Annotated in this window: 15 protein-coding genes; 1 reads left to right on the top strand and 14 read right to left on the bottom strand. The window is 68.7% G+C overall.

What is annotated here, in order from left to right:
• Window positions 1-92: 92 nt before the first annotated feature.
• A complete protein-coding gene (locus F4Y45_15555) occupies window positions 93-1,097 on the bottom strand; it encodes a cyclase family protein (GenBank protein MXY25920.1) in 1,005 nt (334 codons plus the stop codon).
• 59 nt (window positions 1,098-1,156) lie between these two features.
• On the opposite strand from F4Y45_15555, the gene F4Y45_15550 reads away from it, so the two are divergent.
• A complete protein-coding gene (locus tag F4Y45_15550) occupies window positions 1,157-2,605 on the top strand; it encodes an amidase (GenBank protein ID MXY25919.1) in 1,449 nt (482 codons plus the stop codon).
• 71 nt (window positions 2,606-2,676) lie between these two features.
• Here F4Y45_15550 and F4Y45_15545 read toward each other — a convergent pair whose 3' ends face one another.
• From F4Y45_15545 to F4Y45_15485, 13 genes are all read right to left on the bottom strand, one after another.
• The gene (locus F4Y45_15545; protein MXY25918.1) at window positions 2,677-4,224 is read right to left on the bottom strand and encodes an amidohydrolase family protein; all 1,548 of its coding nucleotides are present in this window, start codon (window positions 4,222-4,224) and stop codon (window positions 2,677-2,679) included.
• Window positions 4,224-5,633 carry a DASS family sodium-coupled anion symporter gene (locus tag F4Y45_15540; GenBank protein ID MXY25917.1) on the bottom strand — a complete coding sequence of 470 codons (1,410 nt, stop codon included), beginning with the start codon at window positions 5,631-5,633 and terminating at the stop codon, window positions 4,224-4,226. The genes F4Y45_15545 and F4Y45_15540 overlap by 1 nt, the downstream gene beginning before the upstream one ends.
• A 9-nt stretch (window positions 5,634-5,642) precedes the next feature.
• On the bottom strand, window positions 5,643-6,848 hold the full coding sequence (locus tag F4Y45_15535) for a 3-oxoadipyl-CoA thiolase (protein MXY25916.1): 1,206 nt from the start codon (window positions 6,846-6,848) through the stop codon (window positions 5,643-5,645).
• A 24-nt stretch (window positions 6,849-6,872) separates the two neighbouring features.
• Window positions 6,873-7,715 (bottom strand): formate dehydrogenase accessory protein FdhE, encoded by an 843-nt coding sequence (fdhE, locus tag F4Y45_15530; GenBank protein MXY25915.1) that lies wholly within the window; start codon window positions 7,713-7,715, stop codon window positions 6,873-6,875.
• Window positions 7,716-7,728: 13 nt separating this feature from the next.
• Window positions 7,729-8,349: a formate dehydrogenase subunit gamma gene (locus tag F4Y45_15525; protein ID MXY25914.1), complete on the bottom strand. Its 621-nt coding sequence runs from the start codon at window positions 8,347-8,349 to the stop codon at window positions 7,729-7,731.
• A complete protein-coding gene (gene fdxH / locus F4Y45_15520) occupies window positions 8,339-9,211 on the bottom strand; it encodes a formate dehydrogenase subunit beta (GenBank protein ID MXY25913.1) in 873 nt (290 codons plus the stop codon). The genes F4Y45_15525 and fdxH overlap by 11 nt, the downstream gene beginning before the upstream one ends.
• A 4-nt stretch (window positions 9,212-9,215) precedes the next feature.
• Window positions 9,216-12,230: a formate dehydrogenase-N subunit alpha gene (fdnG, locus tag F4Y45_15515; protein MXY25912.1), complete on the bottom strand. Its 3,015-nt coding sequence runs from the start codon at window positions 12,228-12,230 to the stop codon at window positions 9,216-9,218.
• Between the two features lie 62 nt (window positions 12,231-12,292).
• On the bottom strand, window positions 12,293-13,360 hold the full coding sequence (locus F4Y45_15510; GenBank protein ID MXY25911.1) for a hypothetical protein: 1,068 nt from the start codon (window positions 13,358-13,360) through the stop codon (window positions 12,293-12,295).
• Between the two features lie 64 nt (window positions 13,361-13,424).
• Window positions 13,425-15,194, bottom strand: coding sequence for an NAD+ synthase (locus F4Y45_15505; protein MXY25910.1), 1,770 nt, complete (start codon window positions 15,192-15,194; stop codon window positions 13,425-13,427).
• Between the two features lie 8 nt (window positions 15,195-15,202).
• Window positions 15,203-16,018, bottom strand: a complete 816-nt coding sequence (locus tag F4Y45_15500) for a DUF3014 domain-containing protein (GenBank protein MXY25909.1) — start codon at window positions 16,016-16,018, stop codon at window positions 15,203-15,205.
• A 4-nt stretch (window positions 16,019-16,022) separates the two neighbouring features.
• On the bottom strand, window positions 16,023-17,240 hold the full coding sequence (locus F4Y45_15495) for a CoA transferase (GenBank protein ID MXY25908.1): 1,218 nt from the start codon (window positions 17,238-17,240) through the stop codon (window positions 16,023-16,025).
• A gap of 6 nt (window positions 17,241-17,246) precedes the next feature.
• Window positions 17,247-18,581 (bottom strand): DUF1552 domain-containing protein, encoded by a 1,335-nt coding sequence (locus F4Y45_15490; protein MXY25907.1) that lies wholly within the window; start codon window positions 18,579-18,581, stop codon window positions 17,247-17,249.
• The gene (locus F4Y45_15485; protein MXY25906.1) at window positions 18,578-20,941 is read right to left on the bottom strand and encodes a DUF1592 domain-containing protein; all 2,364 of its coding nucleotides are present in this window, start codon (window positions 20,939-20,941) and stop codon (window positions 18,578-18,580) included. The genes F4Y45_15490 and F4Y45_15485 overlap by 4 nt, the downstream gene beginning before the upstream one ends.
• Window positions 20,942-20,944 lie beyond the last annotated feature (3 nt).

Here is a 20,944-nt window from a genome sequence, read left to right as displayed (position 1 = left end):
CGCGGCGCGTTGGCAGTTTCGCTGGCGCGAAAGCGCACCGTGCGCGGCGCGTTGGCAGTTTCGCTGGCACGAAACTCCTACGGAGCGGGCTGCTAGAAGATCGCGAGGGGGTTGAGCGGCGAACCGGTGCCCCCGTCCATGGCAAGGGGGGCGGCCACCAGGAGAAACTCCCAGCGATTCTGGCGCGCCGCCTCCTCCGCCACCGCCTCGAGATCGAGGTTGTCGAACAGCGGGATGCCCATCGCCACAATGGCAAGCTGGTGAATCGGCTGTGTCACGCCTTCCACCTGCGACGGGAGCACGTCACTCGTGCCGTCGGCCCCCATCATCGCAACCCCCCGCTCGCGCAGCCAGGGAGCAGCCGACGCGTGGAGGCCCGCCGACTGTTCGTTCAGCGCCCACGCCCCCATCGCCGCGCGCCGCGCCCAGCGGCCGTTGCGAACGAACAGGATGTCGCCAGGCTCCACACGAATGCCCGCCTCCCGCTCCCAGGCCTCCAGATCTTCGGCATAGATCGGCGTGCCCGGCTCGAGGTAATCGACGCCCTTGAGGCGCGCGATATCCATCAACACGCCCCGGCTGAGGATCCCCTGCTTGTAATTGATGATGGCGAGGCGCGCGCAGCCGGCCGCGGTCACATGGTCGTCCCGGACGAATCCGTTGTACATCCGGCCGTTGTGCATCATGTGGCAGAGCGAATCGAGGTGCGAATGGGCGTAGCCGTGGTAGGCAAAGGTGTAGCGGTCGCTCCGGAACGGGCCGGGGCGGTCGGGGCCGAGCATTTCGTAGCCGATCGGCGACGTCGCGTCGGCGGCGCGCTCGGTGATGTAGTTGTGGGAGAGCGAAACCGAAACTCCCTCGGTGGCGAGCGCCAGCGCGGAACGCCGCTTCTCCGGGGTGATCAGGTTAACCGCGCCCAGCTGGTCGTCGTCGCCCCAGCGGCCCCAGTTCGAGAGCTCGGTCATCCACGTTTCCACCTGCGCCGCAGTCACCGTACGCGACACCTGCGCCGCTATCGGTGCCTCCGGCGCCGCCGCCACGGCCGAGACCAACCCGGCAAGCACCAAGACTCCCACGCCGAATCGTCCGTTCAACATGCTGACCATTCTGTTACTCCCTGATCACCGGCAACGTGCAACCGTAGTAGCTTAGCGCGATGCCGGCCGACTCGGACCTCTGGTATCGCAACGCGACGGATCTGGCGCGCATGATCGCGGACCGCAAGGTTTCCGCGGTCGAGGTGATGGAAGCGCACCTCGCGCGCATTGAGGCAGTCAATTCCACCGTCAACGCCATCGTAACGCTCGTGCCCGATGAGGCGCGGCGGGCGGCGACAGAGGCAGATGCGGCGGTCGCGCGGGAGGACGCGCTCGGCCCGCTGCACGGCCTGCCGGTGGCGCACAAGGACCTCATCTGGACGAAGGGAATCCGGACGACGTTCGGCTCCCGCATCTTCGCCGACTTCGTGCCGGACGCCGACGCCCTGATCGTCGAGCGGTTGCGCGCGGCGGGCGCAATTACCATCGGAAAGACGAACACGCCGGAGTTCGGGGCCGGGTCGCAGACGTTCAACGCGGTCTTCGGCGCTACCCGAAACCCCTACGATCCGACGCGGACGTGCGGCGGGAGCAGCGGTGGCGCCGCGGCGGCGCTTGCGGCCGGAATGGTGCCCCTGGCCGATGGCAGCGACCTGGGCGGTTCGCTTCGAAACCCCGCCAGCTTCTGTAATGTCGTCGGTTTCCGTCCATCGCCGGGGCGCGTGCCAATATGGCCAAGTCAGGCCGCCTGGTTTCCGATGGGCGTGCAGGGACCGATGGGGCGGACGGTCGGCGACGTTGCCCTGATGCTGAGCGCCATCGCCGGTCCGGATGCGCGGGCGCCGTTATCGCTGCCGGAGCCGGGTGCAAGATTCCGGCCGCCGATCGGGCGCGGCGCGCTCGACGGTAACGGGAACGATGGTGAACATGGGGTCGGCGTGAGGATCGCCTGGAGCCGGCGGCTCGCCGGACTGCCCTTCGATCCGCGTGTCACCGCCGTCGTCGATGCGCAACGGGGAGCGTTCGAACGGATCGGATGTCACGTCGAGGATGCGGAACCGGACCTCGCCGGGGCAGCCGACGTGTTCGCAACCTGGCGCGCGTGGTACTTCGAGCTGTGCTACGGCTCGCTGCTCGATGAACACGGCGGCCTGATGAAGGAGACGGTCGTCTGGAACATCGAAGAGGGGTGCCGCCTGAGCGGCCCGCAAGTGGCCGCCGCCATGCGCGACTGGACTACCCTGCTGGAGAACGCGCGGCGCTTCATGGAACGCTACCGCTTCCTCGTCCTTCCCGTCGCGCAGTTGCCCCCGTTCGATATCGAGCAGGAATACCCGACCGAGATCGATGGCGTCGCCATGAACACCTATGTCGACTGGATGGGGTCGTGCAGCGTCATCTCCGTCCTCGGCCTGCCGGCGATTTCGGTTCCGTGCGGGTTCACCACCGACGGCCTGCCGATTGGCGTTCAGATTGTCGGCCGCCAGCACGACGACCTCGCCGTCCTGCAGCTTGCCCACGCCTTCGAGCAGACGACCCGCGTCGGCGAGCGTCGCCCCGCGCTCTGACCGGCTGCACGTCCTCGGAAGCGCTGGAAGCTTCGCTAGCGCGGGCGCATGCCCTGCCGGCGCGCAAGCTCCTACGGAGGAGTATCGCTCTCCAGGTGTCGGCCCATGATGGGGCGGCCCGGCGCGGCGTCTTCCAGCAGCACGGCATCCCGCACGACGAACTCTCCTCCGACCAGCACGTGCGCTATCCCCTCCGAGTACTGATCCGGGGCCTCGTAGGTGGCGCGGTCGATGATTCGCTCGGGATCGAAGATCGTCAGGTCGGCGTCGCTGCCGACCTGCACACGCCCCTTGCGGCTCATCACCGGCGCCATCGCCTCCAGACGCTGGGCCGGCAGGAGCGTCATCTTGCGGAGCGCGTCCATCAACGAAAGCGCTCCTTCGTCGCGCGCGTAATGTCCGAGGATGCGCGCGAACGTCCCCGCCCCGCGCGGATGGGCTCGCCCTTCGCTGAACGGAATGCCGTCGCTCGCCGCGATGACGTCCGGCTGGGCGACGATCCAGGCATTCAGCTCCTCGGAGCGGCCGTGTCCGATTACCCAGCCTCCCTGGCGGCGGTAACGGGCAAATGTCTCGGGGGTGAGCCGCTCCCCGGTCTCCACCCATTGCAGCGACTGGTACGCCGACGCGGGACGTCCTTCCCACGAGTCGTACAACGGCGATTCGATCAGCGACGCGCTCGCCGTATACGGGTACGCCTCCATCGTGACGTCGACTCCCCGCTCGCGCGCCCCCCGCACCATCGCCACCGCGGCTTCCGCCGAGGAGCCGGCGCTGCTGTTGAGGTGAACGATGTGCAGGGCCGCACCGGTGATCGCGGCGTTGGCGATTACCTCCTGGAACGGCGCCAGCGTGCCGCCCCGCACGAAGTCGCCGGAGGAGCGGAGGTGGACGAACGACGGCACGCCATGACCGGCCGCGACCTCGAACAGATGCAGCAGTTCGTCGTGGGCGACGCCGGGCGTGTAGCTCAGTCCGAAGCCGAAACCAAGGCCGCCGTCGCGGAGCCCGCGCTCCATCAATTCGTCGAGCCTCGCCTGTTCGTCGGCGGTGACGGCGCGATAGAGCGTGTCGTCGCCGCTCTCGCCCAGCGAGAACGTCCCGTCGTCGTTGCTGCGGGCGAATACGCTGCCGGTCGCCCAGCGGCGCGCACCCTGGTGGCTGACGGTGACGCCGTAGTTGATGAGCGACGCCCCGCCGCGACGGCGGTACCAACGGTCGACGGGGAAGGCGCCTATTTCCAGCTCGAGCGCCGTCGTGACGCCATCCATCGCCTGAAAGCGGTTGCTCGCCGGATCCTGGCCGTGCGCGTGCAGGTCTATGAAGCCTGGCGCGACCACCAGGCCGTCAGCATCGATCGTCTCGGCGGCGTCGAGCGGCGTCTCGGAAATTACCGCGACGCTGCCGTCGCGGATGCCGACGTGGCGGACGGCGTCGAGGCCGCTCTCCGGATCCATCACCCGCCCGCCCGCGATGGCAAGATCCAGCGGACCCTCGGCGACGGGATCACGGCTGCCCGCGCCAGACGCCGGCGCTTCCGCCGGCTGTTGCTCCGCCCCGCATGCCGCCCCGGCCAGCGCAACGATGAGGATGGCCGCCGTCCTGCCGTTAGCTCTCATCACCACAACCCCAGCATTCTCCACCATGCGATGCCGACCGTCAGCCAGACCGCCAGGTTGAGCAGCGAGACGATGAACCCGGCCCGCCACCAGTCGGCGAAGCTGACGTACTTCTCGACGAAGATGATGGGCGACGTCGTTGTGCCGTAGTGGGTCAGTCCCGCCTGCAGGTTGTTCAGATAGACCAGTGCGTAGACCGCCACCGCGACTGGGGCGCCGGCGCCCGCGAGCAGTGCGACGAACGGACCGTAGAGGGCCAGCGCGTGGGCCGTCGTGCTGGCGAAGAAGTAGTGGGCGTAGAAGTAGAGCACGAGCGCCACGACCAGCACCGCCAGCCAGGGAATGCCGGCAAGCCACCCTCCGACGAAGCTGGCGAACGCCGCGGTCGATCCGCTCTCGTTCAGCAGGCCGCCCATCGTTATCAGTCCGCCGTACCAGACGTATATGTCCCAGGCGGATCGTTCACTCAGCGCCGAGTTCCAGGTAAGCGCCCCGGACACGAACAGCACGCCCATCCCGACGAGCGCCACCAGACCGGCCGAGAGCCAGTCGACATACGACGAGAGAACCCAGAAGCCGATGAGTCCGACGAAGACCGCCGCGACCACCGCCTCCGCACCCTTGACCGGCCCCAGCTTGTCCAGTTCCTTCTGCGCGAACTCCGGCGCGGCCGGCGTGCTGCGCACTTCCGGCGGCAGCACGCGCATGATCAGCGGCGGAATCAGCACGCTCGAGACGACGCCGGGGACCAGGCCGGCGAGAAACCAGCTCGCCCAGGTGATCTCTATGCCCGCGACCTGGCGCGCCAGATCGCCCATCAGCAGGTTGGCGGCGCTGCTGTAGAAGAACATGGCCGACGCAATGCCGCTGGTCTGGTACATCGACGTCATCAGGAAGGTGCCCAGGCGCGACGACGTGGGACCGGGCTCCGATTGATACAGCGTGGAAATGCTCCGCGCGATCGGGAAGACGATGCTGCCGCCGCGCGCCGTGATTGACGGCACCCCGGTCGCAAGCGTCAGGTCGGTGAGATGGAGCGCGTACGCCAGGCCGAGTGACGTCCGGCCGATCGCACGGACGAACCACAGCGCAATGCGCCGGGCCAGACCGCAGTCGCGCAACGCGCGCGACATCAGCATCGCGGCCAGGACCAGCCAGACCGACGCGGTCGCGTAGCCCGTCAGGGCACGTTCGAGCGGGACACGGCCAACGAGCACGAGCGCCGTGATGCCGAGCAGGACGACCTGCGAGCCGGGCAGCGGCTGCAGCATCAAGCCCGCGATCGTCGCGAAGAAGATGGCGGTGATGCGCCACCCCTGCGGGTCGACACCCTCGGGCGGCGGCAGGACGTGCGCGACGAGGAGATAGATGACGGCGAGAGCGATCAGACGAACGTGACGGCCAGCCATCGGGCGGGCTCAGGCGGCGCGCTCCAGAACCGCCGCGAGCCCCTGTCCGACACCGATGCACAGTGTCACCAGCGCGTAACGGCCGTTGGCGCGCCGCAATTGACGCGTCGCCGTCAAGGCGAGCCGCGCGCCGGATGCGCCGAGCGGATGGCCGATCGCGATGGCGCCACCGTTCGGATTGACCCGGCTGTCGTCCGCCGAGAGGCCGAGCTGCGCGAGGCAGCCGAGCACCTGGGCGGCAAACGCCTCGTTGATCTCGATCACGTCCATGTCGGCGAGGGTGAGACCGGCGCGATCCAGGGCCTTGCGGGAGGCGGGAACCGGCCCGAGTCCCATGACCCGCGGCTCGACGCCGGCCGCCGCCGCCGAGACGATCCGCGCGAGCGGCGCGGCGCCCGCCCGCTCGCCCGCCGCGCGGGAGCCGACAATCAACGCCGCGGCGCCGTCGTTGATGCCCGAAGCGCTCCCGGCCGTGACCACACCGCCGTCGGCAAGCGGCCGAAGGGCGGCGAGCGCGTCGACGGTGACGCCGGGCCGCGGATGCTCGTCCTCGGAAACCGTCGCCGGAGGCGTCGCACGGCGGCGCGACGGCACGGACACCGGCTGAATCTCTTCGGAATAGAAGCACTCCGCCTTCGCCCGCGCGTACTTCGCCTGCGACGCGGCGGCGAACGCATCGCTCGCCTCGCGCGTTATCCCGAGATCCGCCGCGACTTCCTCCGCCGTCTCGAACATCGCGTGGTCGCCGTACGCGGCGGTCGCGCGCGGGTTCGGAAAGCGCGTGCCCAGGGTCGTGTCGAAGAGCGAGAACTGCCGCGAATATGCCCGATCCGCCTTGCCCATCACGAACGGCGCCCGGCTCATGCTCTCGACGCCGCCGGCCAGGAACAGGTCTCCCTGCCCGCACGTCGCCGCCCGCGCGGCATCCACGACCGCGGCCAGCCCGCTTGCGCAGAGGCGGTTGACGGTGATTCCCGCCACCTCGATCGGCAGGCCCGCAAGCAGTCCGGCCCGTCGGGCGACGTTCCGGGAGTCTTCCCCCGCCTGATTCGTGCAACCCGCGATCACGTCCTCGAAGGCCGCGCCGTCGAACGGCGATTGATCCACGACGGTGGCGATCAGGTCGCCGAGCAGATCGTCGGGCCGCACCGCGGCGAGCGCGCCGGCGTGCCGGCCGAACGGCGTGCGGGCGCCGCCGTAGATGAACGCGTCCATGAACGCCGCATTATAGATGTGCTGCTAGAGTCCGAAGAGGTTGGGCTGGTACTTGGTCAGATTCCGTTCAGCCGCCCAAAGGTCCAGCTCTACCGAGGCGAGCTCATCGACGACGGGAACCGCGAGGCCCGATTCTCTCAGGTCGATGGTCTTGAGGTAGGTGCCGCACGACGCGCATTCCTCCAGCCGGATGTGCGTCCACGCCTCCGCCACGTGGGACTGAAGCCGGTCCGGCGCCTCCTCTCCGCAGGCGACGCAGCGGCTCCTTGGAAACGCCCATTCGGCGGCGCAGAGCGAGCAGAGGAGCGTCTTGCGGCCCTTGATCTCCGGCTCGTCCCTCAGGATGGCGGCCACGGGACGGCACTGGCAGCGGGGACACGCGGCCGGCGTGAGCATCTTGGCGTCGGTAGCGGCAACACCCGCGCGAACCCGGAGCGCCTCGGCGTACGGCTGCAGGAAGGCGCGCGGAAAGAACTCCAGCGGCGCGGCGTCGCAGTCGAGACCGTCGGCGATCTCCTCCAGCGGGCGGCGGCCGATCCAGGTCACGAGCAGGTCGTGGCGAAGATCCCGGTCGTTGGCCAGCCGCTCGGCGATCGCCTTCAGCACCGGTGTCGCGGACGGCGGCAGGGCGCGAATGAACTTGTCGAAGACCCAGGTCGTCTGCCGCTCCGGCAGGCGGTCGAGCCGAAGCCGCGCCCCCTGGACGTCAACCGTCGGCCACGACGAATGCAGCACTTCGCCGTAGATCGACTCCTGCAGCGCCAGCAGGTCGGCGTAGAACCCCAGCAGCTCGGCAGCGGGCGGGTGCCTGGCGCGGAGTGTGTCGGCCCGCGCGCGGCGGAGGTTCCAGACCGGATCGGACGCCACGAGCGTTAGGCGCCTACGTCCGGGGCGACTCTTCGGGTTTCCACGCCGGGTGGTGGTGGCGGGCCCAGCGCTCGGTAACCTTGCCGTCGATCATGCTGCGCGCAGTGCCCGGGTAGGCAAGGGTGCCGAGATAGACATGGACGACGAGAGCGACTCCGCCACCCAGGGTCACCGCGTAGTGGGTCAGGCGCATCCACTGGAGCGTGGACGACTCCCAGCCGGCCGGAAACCAGAGCGGAATGCCGCTCAGCAGGAAGAAGGCCGCGAAGACGAACTGCGACCAGAAGAAGAGCTTCTGGCCGGCGTTGTACTTTCCCGCGGGCGGCACGTGCTCCCGGTCGCGCGTCACGTACGCCGGCAGCGCCCGGAGCCAGCGGCGGTCGGCGGCGTCCAGGAACATGTCGCGGATCCAGATCCAGATCATGGCGAGCATCGCAACGCTGAAGAGCGCGCCCACCCAGGGGTGCAGCACGCGCGCGGCGGGGCCGCCGCCGAGCAGGGCGGTCAGGAAGAAGAGCGGCGGATGCGCGAAGGCGAGTCCGGTGGCGAGCAGCAGGACGAAGGTGACGCCGACCACCCAATGCACCAGTCGCTCGGTGAACGAGAAACGATGCAGCAGGCGGTCACTCGCCATCGTGCTCCTCGTCGACACGCTCCGGTCCGTACCGCACGAAGTGGACCAGGGCGCCCAGCACACTGAAGCCCATCAGCCAGGCGCCGGTCCGCTTCAGGAAACCAAGCGCGGTCATCGGCGCCGGGCTCGCGGTCGGATCGGACGGCAGGCTGTAGTCCTCCAGCCGGTCGCCGTGCGGGACGACGTACATCATGTGCGTGCCGCCGACGCCCGCCGGGTTGTAGACGGCGGCGTTCGCATAGCCGCGCGACCGGAGCGTTTCGATCTTCTTGTCGGCCAGCGCGAGCATGTCGCTCTTGCTGCCCCAGGAAATCGCGTTCGTCGGGCAGGTCTTCACGCACGCCGGCTCCAGCCCCGACTCCACCCGATCGATGCACATGTTGCACTTGGAGACCTTGCGCGTCGACGCGTCGAAGCGCGGGATGTCGAACGGGCAGCCGGTAACGCAGTACTGGCAGCCGATGCAGTTCTCCTGGTTGAAGTCGACGATGCCGTTCGTGTACTGCACGATGGCGCCGGGCGCGGGGCAGGCGAACAGGCAACCCGGCTCCTCGCAGTGGAGGCAGGCGTCCTTCTTGATCAGCCAGTTGAGGTTGCCATCGATCTCGACTTCGTTGAACCGCATCAGCAGCCACGTCTTGGGAGTCAGATCCCGGTGGCTCTGGTAGCTTCCGAAGTTCGCCGTGGGCTCGACGCCGAGGTCGTTCCATTCCTTGCAGGCGACCTCGCAGCCCTTGCAGCCGATGCATTTCGAGATGTCGATGAGCTTGGCATAGGCGGGTGCGCCCGAGCGGAGCGAGTCGATCGGGATGAAGGCGTCGGGGCTCGCGGAGACGCGACGGATTGTCAGGCTATCGGCCATTGCACTACGTCTCCACCCGTGCCGCGCCGCCGGCCGGCTCGATGTTCACCAGGAACGCCTTGAACTCCGGACAGCGCGTATTCGCATCGCCGATGAACGGCGTCAACAGGTTCGCCATGGACCCCTGCGTCAGGCCCACGAAGCCCCAGTGGACGGGGATGCCGATCGTCCAGGTGACCCGGCCGTTCACGCGCAGCGGCTTGATCCGCTTGGTGACAATCGCGGTTCCCTCCACCTCGCCCCGTCTCGACCAGACCCGCACGCGGCTGCCGTTCGGGATCCCCTTCTCGGCGGCGAGTCCCTCCGGCACCTCGACAAAGAAGTCGGGCATCGTCTCGACAAGGTACGGCACGTTCGACGTGACGAAGTGCTCGCGCTCGACGACGCGGTAGATGGTGCAGGCGTAAGGAAACTCGGCATCTCCGGTCGCGGCGAGCGATTCGCGCACGCCGTCATACCACCGGATTACCGGATTGACCGGCACGCCGTCGTGCAGCACGTTCGGCGACGGACTCTCCACCGGCTCGTAATGCTCGGAGAAGGGGCCGTCCGCCAGGTAGTCGGTGCTGAACAGCCGGGCCACCCCCTCCTCGGTCATGATGAACGCCCCCGCCGCATCGGGCGGCGTCGTCCGGCCGAAATCGGGAACGTCGCCGATCCATTCGCGGCCGTTCCAGGCTATGCCGGCCCGCGCCGGATCCCACGGACGCCCTTCCGCGTCGGCCGACGCGCGGTTATAGAGAACGCGCCGATTCAGCGGCCAACTGAACGCCCAGTCATGGTGCATGCCGAGGCCGGTCGGATCCGACGTGCCGCGCCGCTGCATCAGGTTGCCCGCCTCCGTGAAGCTGCCGGTGTAGATCCAGTTGCCGGCCGTCGTCGAGCCGTCGTCCTGCAACTCGCCAAAAGACGAGAGCAGGCGCCCGGAGTTCCGATCGTAGCCGTTGATCTCCTTGGCGAGCTCCTCCATGGTCGGCTCGCGCGGATTGAGATAGTCCCAGGTGAGGTGCTGAATGGCGTCGTTCCAGGCGCCGCCCTCTTCCTGGTACAGCTCCTTCACGCGCCAGAACAGATCCGAGAGGATCCAGGTGTCGGATCGGACGCCGATCGGCGGATCGACCGCCTTCTCTTTCCACTGCGCCCACCGGCCGCTGTTGGTGAACGAGCCGTCCCGCTCGATCCAGTGCGACGACGGGAGATACAACACCTCCGTGTCGATCTCCGCCGGATTCATGCCCGGCGCCTTCCAGAACTCGGCCGAATCGAGCATGAACGGATCGATCACGACCTTCCACCGCAGCTTCGACATCGCGTCGAGCAGCCGCGGCACGTCCGGGCCGGCCAGCAGCGGATTGAAGCCGAGCGCGATGAATCCCTCCAGCGTGCCGGCGCGCGCCTTGTCCCAGATGGACAGCCAGGTGGCATCCTCGCCCTGCTTGGCAAGGTAGTCGTAGGCGAAGTCGTTGGCGCGCGTCGCGTGGTCGCCGAACCACGCCTTCATCTGCGAGACGTAGAACTTCGGATAGTTACCCCAGTAGTTCACGGTGTCGGGAACGAGCGGCTGGGGTGTCGAGTCGCTCAGGTGCGCGGCAAGCGACTCCTGGGGCGGGGTCGGCACCCGGAGATAGCCCGGCAGGATGCCGGCGACGATGGCATGGTCCGTCGCTCCCTGCACGTTGGCATGGCCGCGTAGCGCGTTGATCCCGCCCCCCGGACGCCCGATGTTGCCGAGCAGCAGTTGCAGGATCGCCGCGGTCCGGATGATCTGGCTGCCGACGGTGTGCATCGTCCAGCCGACGGCGTACATGATCGTTCCCACCCGGTCGGCCGTTCCGGTGGAACAGATAATCTCCGCCATCGCCAGGAAGTCTTCTTCCGAGCAGCCGGCGATGTCGGCGACGACGTCGGGCGTGTAGCGGTCGTAGTGCTGCTTCAGCAACTGGAAGACCGAGCGGGGATGCTCGAGCGTCAGGTCGCGGCGCACGTAGCCGTCCGAGCCCCGCTCGTAGTCCCACGCCGTGCGGTCGTAGTTCCCCGCCGCCTCGTCGTAGCCGGCGAACAGTCCGTCCTCGAAGCCGAACTCCTCGCCCACGATGAACGACGCGTTGGTGTGCGCGCGGACGTAGTCGGCGTGGTGGAGGTCGTTCTCCAGCGCGTAGCGGATCAGTCCGCCCAGGATGCCGATGTCGGCCCCCGGCCGGATCTGCAGGTGCCGGTCGGCAACCGCCGACGTCCGCGTGAACCGCGGATCGATGGTGAGGAGCTTCGCGCCCCGCTCGTCACGCGCCTCGACCGCCCACTTGAACCCGCACGGATGGTTCTCCGCCGGATTCGCCCCCATCACCAGGATGACATCGGTGTTCTTGATGTCCTTCCAGTGGTTGGTCATCGCCCCGCGTCCGAACGTGGCGGCCAGACTGGCCACCGTGGGGCTGTGTCATATCCGGGCCTGGTGATCGATGTACACCAGCCCCATTGCGCGCATCGTCTTCGTGATGAGGTACGCGTCCTCGTTCGAGACGGTGGCGCTGCCGACCCAGGAAATCCCCTCGACGCGGTTGACGGTGCGGCCGTCCTCGTCCTCGCCGACGAACGAGGCGTCGCGCGAATCCTTGAACTTCCGCGCGAACCAGTCCATCGCCTCGTCCCAGTCGATCTCCTCCCAGTCCGCCGCGCCGGCGCGGCGGATGAGCGGCTGGTGACGGAGGCGCGGACTGACCGCGAGCTGCATCTGCGACGCCCCCTTCGGGCAGAGGGTACCGCCATTGATCGGGCTGTCCGGATCGCCCTCGACATGGATCACCGTGTTCGTCGTGTTCAGCCCGCCGCTGCCGTGGACGTAGGCGATCGTCCCGCAGCCGACCGCGCAATAGGGGCAGACGGTGCGGTATTCGCGCGCGTTCCGGATCTTGAGCTGCCGGACCGCGGCATGCGCCGGACCGAGATCGAAGCCGAGGGCGCTGACCGCGGCCGCCCCGGTGACCGAGGCCTTCAGGAATGTCCGGCGGGAAATGTCCATGAGCGGCCGAGCTTCGGTTCGTTATACCACAACCCCGGGCTCGCCCTGGGCTCAATCGACCATCACCGCGGTCGACTGGGAATCGGCGCGAACGGGACGGCCGGCTCGCGCACACCGGGGTGCCCCGCCTGTATCCGCTGGCGCGAAACGAGGGCCGCGGCATCGATCGCCTGCTGCTCGTCGGCGCGCCCAGCGCGAAGCAGATTCACCATGGCGTGATTCCCCTCGTGGCAGGCGTACTCGAACAAGGTGACGTCGGGCGCCGACCGGTGCATGGGGATGGACGCCGTGTACGGCACCGCGAAGGTCTGCGGGTCCTCGACCGTCACCTGGTAGTCGATGGTGTTGGCGTCGAGCAGCGTGAACCGTTCGACCAGCCGCAGGGTCTCCCCCGACCCGCGCGGACCGGTCGGGGTTACGTGCGACGGCTGGTAATCGCCGCCGTCGAGCCGGTCGTTGAAGTGAAGCGTCTCGACGACCAGGGTGTCGCCCTCCCAGCGCCCGCGGCTGTCGCCAAGCCACTGCCGCACCGGCTCCGGGGCGTGCGGACGGCCATCGAGCGGCACGATGCGCGCCTCGTGGATCATCTCCATCACCAGGACGAAATAGTCCGGCGTCTGGAAGATCTGGTAGTTCGCGTTGTACAGCGTGGGGATCATCGCGGTCGGCAGGGTCCGCGAGATGCAGCGCTCCCAGTTGTTGCGATCTCTCCACGAGTCGGCCTCGCCGCGACCGGCGCGGGCGTTCTCGCGGTCGATCAACCGCTGCACGCCGGACGCCGCCATCCGGATCCGACCGTCCGGCGGATCGATGATCAACGATTCACGCTCGATATCGCCGGCCTGCTCCAGCCAGCCCGCTCCCGTGCCTCGTGTCGCCTCGATGACCGCCTGCTGCGCCTCCCGCCCCTGGGCCTGTTCCTCGCGGGTCAGGCGTTCGAGCGGCGTCGTCGTCGAGTTGTTCCAAACGCCTTGAAGATCCGGGGCGCCCCACGGGGTGCGGGGCAGCGCCGATCCGTCGGCATCGAGACGATCCGGCGTCCACTGCGCACTAGCGGGGGCAGCCGGGACGACCGCAAGCATGAAAGCCAGCAGTCCGGCGGTAACGGGCAAGTGACGGTTTCGGTGCATGGTTCCTCCCGCGCGGATTCGACCAGTATAGGTAACCTCGACTGCGGGACGAGCCCGCACGCGGTCAGGCTCCCGCCCGTGACGCGTAGCGGTTGGTGATCGGCAGCCGCCGGTCCTTGCCGAACGCGCGCGTCGTGATGCGGACTCCGGGGGGCGCCTGGCGGCGCTTGTACTCCGCCCGGTCCACGAGCTGCACGACTCGTTTCACCGTTTCGCGTTCGAAGCCGAGAGCCTCAATCTCCACCGGGCTGCGATCCTCCTCGACGTACGTGGCGAGAATCCCGTCGAGCACGTCGTAGGGCGGCAGGCTGTCGGAGTCGCGCTGGTTCTCGCGCAGCTCCGCCGTCGGCGGCTTGTCCAGAATCCGCTGCGGGATGACCTCGCCGTCCCGGTTGCGCCATGCCGCCAGTCGGTACACCCACGTCTTGAGCACGTCCTTCAGTACGGCGAAGCCGCCCGCCATGTCGCCGTACAGCGTGGCGTAGCCGACGCTCATCTCGCTCTTGTTGCCAGTCGTGAGAACCAGCCAGCCGAACTTGTTGGAGAGCGCCATCAGCAGGTTGCCGCGGATGCGCGCCTGCAGGTTCTCCTCGGCGACGTTGGGTTCCGTGCCGGCGAACGGGGCGGCCAGGGCTCCGCCGTACGCTCCGGCCAGGTCCTCGATCGGCAGTTCCATCAGCCGGACGCCGAGCCGCGCCGCCAGCTCCGCCGCGTCGCCGCGATTCATGTCTGCGGTATAGCGAGACGGCATCGAGACCGCGGTGACCGCTTCGGGGCCGAGCGCGTCGACGGCAACCGCGAGGGCCAGGGCAGAGTCGATTCCGCCCGACAGGCCAAGCACCGCGCCGGGAAAGTGGTTCTTGCGGACGTAGTCGGCGGTTCCGAGAGTCAGCGCGTGGTAGATCTCGGCCTCGTCGGACAACGCCTTCCACGCGGATGGTGGCGCGACCGGCGGGCGGGGAAGGTGCGGATCGCGCACCGGGAGCGCCAGTGTATCGACGGGACCGGCGGCATCCGCCGTCCGCCGCCGCCCGTCGCCGGCGCGGGACGACCGGGCGTGTTCCGGATCGAGGTCGACGATCAGTAGCGCTTCCTCGAACTGTGGCCCCCGCGCCATCACGCCGCCGTCCGGACCGATCACCAGGCTGTGACCGTCGAAGACGAGTTCGTCCTGGCCTCCAACCGTGTTGCAGAAGGCGAGGAAGCAACGGTGCTGCCGGGCGCGGTGCGCGAACAGGCGTTCCCGCTCCGTTCCCTTGTCACGGTGGTACGGTGACGCGGAGAGATTGACGACGACTTCCGCGCCGCCGGCCATGGTGGCCCAGTCGACCGGGCCTCCTGGCTCCCAGATGTCTTCGCAAATCGTGACCGCCACGCGGCAGCCGCCGATGTCGAGGACCAGCGCGCGGTTTCCCGGCCCGAAGTAGCGCTGCTCGTCGAAGACGGCGTAGTTCGGCAGATGGTGCTTGCGGTACACGCCGGCGACCCGGCCGTCCGCGAGAACCGCCGCAGCGTTGCCGGTGAGCCGCCGGGGTCCACCGTCCGCCGCCGTCGCCCCCCCCGCCGCCGCGTCCGGCATGCCGACCAGGACGATGATCCCGCTCACCTCGCGGGCCAGTTCCTCGACGGCGTCCGCCGCGTCGCGAATGAAGCTCGGCTTCAGCAGCAGGTCTTCCGGCGGATAGCCGGTAATGGCGAGTTCTGGGCAGACCAGAACGTCCGCCCCCTCGGATCGGGCCTGGCGGACGCAACCACGGAGGCGCTCCGCGTTGCCGGCCAGGTCGCCGACCGTCAGGTTCGCCTGGCAGAGCGCGACCCGGAGGGCTTCCGCCATTCCAGGAGTCAGCGGAGCAGGACGCTCCCGGGTGGGAGATCGGTCAGCCCGATCGCCTCGGCGATGTCCCGCACCTTGGCCTGGATCGTGCGAAGGTTCTCGGGGCCGACCCCCATCAACTGCTTCGTCGCCGGCGAGAGGCTCTCGAGCGCCGGATCGGTGTAGGCGAAGAACGGGCCGCGCTCCGCGACGGCCGTCCGCCCCTCGATTACCGGCGTCTCGAGCAGACGGACGACGGCGCGCTGGAACGTGCCGTGGAAGGTGACGTCGGGCGGCGCGCCCAGTTCGGCGTAGGCCTCATCCATCAACGGCAGCAATTGCGCGTACAGCCGGGCCGACCCGCTGACGTCAAGCGCATCGACGGTCGCGGCCAGGCCGTCGTACCGGCGGAAACTCGTGTCCGCGATGCGCAGTTGACCATCCGCCTCTTCGACCTCGAACCTCTGCTCCGTCTTCATGAACGGCACGTGTTCGGCCGGGTTGTTTCCCTCGGCCACGTTGTCGACCACGACCACGAACGTGCGGATCAGGTTGTCGGTCGCCAGCCACGCCAGCCAGCCGGGGTGCCTCGCGAGCGCGGTGGCCAGCTCACGGATCAGGGAGTCGCTCTCGTCGAGCGGCGGCAGGATCAACTCCTCGTCCGGTTGTGGCGGAGGTGCGGGCGGCGGATCTGTCGGCGGCGGCCCCTCGTCGACCGCCGTGACGCTGGACGGTTCCGTCGCATCCTCGCTCTGAGGCCCGAACAGGAAGAAGCCGGCGATGGCGAGGACGATGACCGCGCCGACGCCCCCGGCGATGCGCCATTGCAGGGGCGTAATGTTCATGCTCCTAGTCTAACCGCCTTCGACGGCGGTCCGGACGGTCGCTGACGGATAGCGCCGCGGCGTCATCGGGCTCGGGTGCGGCGTCGCTTGCACCCAGAATCTCGGCGTTGTGCTCGCCGAGGGCGGGCGGCGGACGGTCGATCACCGCTGGCGTTCGGGAGAGGTTGATGGGATTGCCCAGCGTCCGTACCTGGCCCAATCCGTCGTGCGGGATGTCAACGACCATCTCGCGAGCCCGCAGATGTTCGTCCTCGAGCGCCTCGGCAATACTTCGGACCGGCGCGCACGGGACGTTGTGCCCGCGCAGCCGTCCGATCAACTCGTCGCGCGTGAACGACGCCAGCCGGCGCCGGAGTTCCGCGACAAGCGCCTCACGATTGGCCATCCGATCCGTGTTCGTCGCGTAGTCGGGATGGTCATGGAGATCGGCGGCGTCGAGCGCTTCGCAGAACTGCGACCAGAGGCGCGGGTTGCCGACCGCCACCACCGCCAGGCCGTCCCGGACCTCGATGGCCTCGTAGGGTGTCAGTGAGTGGTGCTGATTGCCTTCGCGCCCCGGCGCCTCGCCGGTGTTGAAGTAGATCCCGGCCGGCAGCGCGAGCGCCGAGGTCATCGCGTCCATCAGGGCGATGTCGACGTGCTGGCCCCGGCCGGTCCGATCGCGATCGCGCAGGGCGAGCAGGATGCCGTTCATCGCATAGAGGCCGGCCAGAAAGTCGGTGATGGCCACACCAACGCGGGTCGGCGGACCATCCGGATGCCCGGTCACGTCCATCAGTCCGCACTCACCCTGAATGACGGCGTCGTATCCCGGAAGGTCCTTCTTCGGCCCGCTATGGCCGTAGCCCGTGATGGAGCAGTAGACAAGGCGCGGATGCCGCTCGGCCAGTGCGTCGTAACCGAATCCGAGCTTCCGCAGGCTGCCGGGGCGGAAGTTCTCTATCAGGATGTCCGCGGTCGCGATCAACTGATGCAGGCGTGTGGCGCCCGCTTCCGACTTCAGGTCCAGCGTGACGCTCTTCTTGCTCCGGTTCAGCCCCAGGAAGAAAGTGCTGAACCCGCCGCGGTGGGGCGCCCAGTCGCGGGTATCGTCCCCCTGCGTCGGCTCTTCCACCTTGATCACTTCCGCGCCCATGTCACCGAGCATCATGGCGCAGTAGGGGCCGGCGAGGACGCGTGTCAGGTCGATGACACGCAGTCCGTCAAGGGGTGGCTTCGCCACGGGGTCCTAGATGTCGCTCAGATGGGCAATCTGGCCGGTGCTGTCCCCGATCTGGTCGCGATACACGTTCAGACGGTCGAGCATCGTCAGGAACAGATTCGTCATCGGGGTGCCGTCGGGGTACCGCAGATGGCGACCGCCGTGCAGGGCGCCGCTGCCGCCGCCGGCCAGCAGCGTCGGGAGGTTGTCGTGCGTGTGCGCGTTGGAGTCGCTCAGGCTGCTCCCGTAGACCACCATGGAATGGTCCAGCAGCGACCCGTCCTCGTCCTGCGTGTTCTGGAGCTTCTGGAGCACGTGGGCGAACATCGCGACGTGGTGGCGGTCGATCATCGCCTGCCGCGCCATCTTCTCCGGATCGTTCTGATGATGCGACAGCCCGTGGTGGGCGTCCGGAACGCCGATTGACCGGTACGTTCGGTTGCTCCCCTCACGGCAGTACATGAAGGTGACGACCCGCGTCAGATCGGCCTGGAATGCGAGCGTGATCAGATCCGACATCACCTCCACGTGTTCCTCGAAGGTGGGCGGGATGCCGTCAGGCCGGTCGAACGCCGGCAGTTCCACGTCCTGCCGTTGCGCGTTCTGGATGCGCCGCTCGACCTCGCGGACGGAGTCGAGATAGTCGCCCAGCTTCCGCCGGTCGCCCGCACCGAGGCGCACGCGCAGCCGGTCCGCGTCGCCGACCACGAAGTCGAGCAGGCTGCGATCCTGCCGCGCTCGGATCGCCCGCACGGCGGGGTCGGTGGTGTCACCGTCGCCGAACAGGCGCGCGAACACCTGGCTGGGGTTGTTCTCATACGGGAGCGGCGTTGTCGGTGAACTCCAGGAAATGGTGTTGCTGTAGGCGCAGCTGTACCCGGAATCGCAACCGCCGACCATCCGGACATCCTGCAGACCGAGCTCGAGCGACGGGAGCGGCGTGTCGCGGCCGATGGACTCGGCCAGCATTTGATCGACCGACATGCCGTTCCGGATGTCGGCCCCCTGCGTCTTCTTCGGATGCACGCCGGTCAGCCAGCTTGCGCCGGCTCGCGCATGGTCGCCGGGGCCGTCACCCAGCGCTTCACCGTTGCGGTGGGCAAGACCAGTTACGACCAGCAGGTTGTCGCGGAACGGCTCGACCGGCGCGAGCGTCTTGGTGAACTCGAATCCGGCCCCCTCCGCAGTGGGTGTCCAGTCCCCCATGATCACGCCGTTGGCGGTATAGACGAACGCGACCCGCGTCGTCGGCTTCGACGGCGCTGCGAACGCCGGCGTCATCGCATCGAGGAACGGCAGGGCAATGGTGGTTCCCATCCCCCGCAGGAACGTGCGGCGAGGCAGCGCCTTTCCGGTGATCATGGCTCCGGAGCCCTCCTGAAGCGGAATGGTACGCTATCGACGATAGCAGAGACCAGCGCCGAGAACCGGTAGTCTCCCGCTTCCGTGCGGCGCCGGATCTCCCGCACGGCCGGCTGATCGTACGATTCGAGTCCGCGGCCGAGAGCATAGGTCAGCAGTTTGGCGGCCAGCGTCTCGACGAATTCGTGACGGCGGCCCAGCAGCACGCGCCGCAGACCGTCCGGACCGTCGATCAGCGTGCCGTCGGGCAGCGCCCCGGACGGGTCCACCGGCACGCCTTCCTCCTCCTCCGTCCGGAATGCGCCGACCGCGTCGAAGTTCTCGAGGGCGAAGCCGAGCGGGTCGAGGCTTGCGTGGCAGGCGGCGCACGCCGGACTTGCCCGGTGCCGCTCCAGGGCTTCCCGCAGGCTGGCGGCGGAGCCCTCGTCCCCGGTCTCGAGTTCCGGCACGTCGGGCGGCGGCGGAGGCGGCGGCGCACCCAGCAGGTTCTCGAGGACCCACTTGCCGCGCAGTACCGGCGAGGTGCGCGTGGGGTAGGACGTGACCATCAGGATGCTGCCATGGGTCAAGACCCCGCCGCGGCCCGTGCCCGCGAGCGGAACGGGCCGAAAATAGCCCCCGCGGACGCCGTCGATGCCGTAGAACTCGGCGAGCGGTTCGTTGAGAAACGTGTAGTCGGCGTCGATCAGTTCCAGCACGCTCCGGTCCTCGCGGATCAGGTGGGCCAGGAACAGTTCGGTTTCCCGCTGGAACGCGTACCGCAGCGAGTCGTTGAACTGGCGGAACCGCTCCGGGTCCGGCCTCCAGTCCGCCACGTTGCGGAGGTGCAGCCACTGCCCGCCGAAGTTGTCGATAAGCGCCTGGGCCTTCGGGTCGGCGAGCATCCGTTCGACCTGCGCGGCGAGCACGTCCGGGTCGCTCAGCTCGCCCTGCTCGGCCAGCTCCAGCAGCGACTCGTCGGGGATGCTGCTCCAGAGGAAAAAGGAGAGGCGAGAGGCAAGGTCGATGTCGGAAAGGCGGTACACCGAGCCGGGCACGGCGTCGGCGGGGACGGCCGGCGCGCGGAAGAGAAAGCTGGGGGACACCAGGACGCCGCTCAGCGCCATCTCGATGCCGGCCTCGAAGCTGCCGCCGTCGGCGCGACCCATCCTGAACAGGTCGATCAACGGATCGATATCGGAAGCGGCGACGGGACGCCGGTAGGCGCGGCGGGCCAGCCCGGCCAGAATCTCGCGGGCGCACGGCTCCTCGGGCTGGCCAGCGGCCGGCCGGCAGACAAGAACACGCCGCTGGCTCTCGGTGTTGCCGGACCCTGCAGCGTCATACGGACCGTCAACGAGGACGTAGTCGACGCGATAGGCGTTGGCGGTAGCGTCCCCTTCGCTCCGGGCGTACTCCGTCAGGAACCCGGCCGCGATCTCATGCTCGCCGGCGGTGACTGGTACCCGCACCTGGAAGTTGCGCGTTTCCTGGCTGGCTTCCTCGGGATCGAAGTCGGCTTCGAACAGCCGGACCCGCCGGCCGTCCACCCGCACGTCAAGCCGGGGCGCCGGCATCCCGGTGGCGCGCCGTCCGCCGACCCGGACGGTAAGTACGTAGTCGGCATCGAAGGCGAAGTAGTGGCGGAACAGCATGCCGCCGCGCGTGTTCGGCGGCAGCGCGTCGATTGCGTCGCCGGCCCCGCGGGTCGCCTCGTACCGCTCGACCACGGGCCGGGGCGTCAACTGGCCGAGCGCCAGCCGGCTGATCCGCCGCGCCGCGCCGACATAGCGCTCGACGTGCAGCGGCGACACGGTCAGCACGTCGCCGATGTTGTCGAATCCGTAGCCGGAGTTGTCGGCCGGGAGGTCGCGCGCGTGGTCGAGGTCGAGCGCCAGCAGATCGCGGGCGGCGTTGCGGTACTCGGCGCGGTTGAGGCGGTGAATGGCAGGGGCGCCGGGGTTCGGCGCCGCCGCCGCGACGCCGTCGAGGGCGGTCTCGAGCCACGACGTCAGGGCGGCTACGGCCGACGCCTCCGGGCGGGGCCGGCCCGCCGGCGGCATGTCGCCGGACCGCAGCTTCCGGAGAACCCTCTCGAGGACGGGAGCGTGCCCGGCAACGTTCGTGGCGTCCACGCCGGCGAGGGACAGGCCAGCGGTTCGCGCCCGATCGTTGTGGCAGGCGAGACAGTAGCGGGCCGTGGTCGCCTGCAGCAGCTCCGGGCCGCCCGCCGTAGCGGCGTTCCCGTCCTGATTCTGCGCTCTCACGGCCGGCGCGATCAGGAGGCAAAGAGCTGCCGAAGCAACGGCGGCGGCCGGAAGGACGCTTCGTCCGCTCACGGAATCCGCAGTGTAGCACCTGGCCCGAGTCGGGGTGTACATTGG

Source organism: Acidobacteriota bacterium (genome assembly GCA_009838525.1).
In the GTDB taxonomy this organism is placed as follows: Bacteria; Acidobacteriota; Vicinamibacteria; order Vicinamibacterales; family UBA8438; genus VXRJ01.
This window is presented reverse-complemented; position numbering and strand designations above follow the sequence as displayed.

What these genes read in the sequence shown, in the direction of transcription:
- F4Y45_15555 (MXY25920.1), bottom strand. Translation starts at nt 1,097, where the DNA reads ATGTTGAACGGACGATTCGGCGTGGGAGTCTTGGTGCTTGCCGGGTTG.
- F4Y45_15550 (MXY25919.1), top strand. Translation starts at nt 1,157, where the DNA reads ATGCCGGCCGACTCGGACCTCTGGTATCGCAACGCGACGGATCTGGCG.
- F4Y45_15545 (MXY25918.1), bottom strand. Translation starts at nt 4,224, where the DNA reads ATGAGAGCTAACGGCAGGACGGCGGCCATCCTCATCGTTGCGCTGGCC.
- F4Y45_15540 (MXY25917.1), bottom strand. Translation starts at nt 5,633, where the DNA reads ATGGCTGGCCGTCACGTTCGTCTGATCGCTCTCGCCGTCATCTATCTC.
- F4Y45_15535 (MXY25916.1), bottom strand. Translation starts at nt 6,848, where the DNA reads ATGGACGCGTTCATCTACGGCGGCGCCCGCACGCCGTTCGGCCGGCAC.
- F4Y45_15525 (MXY25914.1), bottom strand. Translation starts at nt 8,349, where the DNA reads ATGGCGAGTGACCGCCTGCTGCATCGTTTCTCGTTCACCGAGCGACTG.
- fdxH (MXY25913.1), bottom strand. Translation starts at nt 9,211, where the DNA reads ATGGCCGATAGCCTGACAATCCGTCGCGTCTCCGCGAGCCCCGACGCC.
- F4Y45_15510 (MXY25911.1), bottom strand. Translation starts at nt 13,360, where the DNA reads ATGCACCGAAACCGTCACTTGCCCGTTACCGCCGGACTGCTGGCTTTC.
- F4Y45_15505 (MXY25910.1), bottom strand. Translation starts at nt 15,194, where the DNA reads ATGGCGGAAGCCCTCCGGGTCGCGCTCTGCCAGGCGAACCTGACGGTC.
- F4Y45_15500 (MXY25909.1), bottom strand. Translation starts at nt 16,018, where the DNA reads ATGAACATTACGCCCCTGCAATGGCGCATCGCCGGGGGCGTCGGCGCG.
- F4Y45_15490 (MXY25907.1), bottom strand. Translation starts at nt 18,581, where the DNA reads ATGATCACCGGAAAGGCGCTGCCTCGCCGCACGTTCCTGCGGGGGATG.
- F4Y45_15485 (MXY25906.1), bottom strand. Translation starts at nt 20,941, where the DNA reads ATGTACACCCCGACTCGGGCCAGGTGCTACACTGCGGATTCCGTGAGC.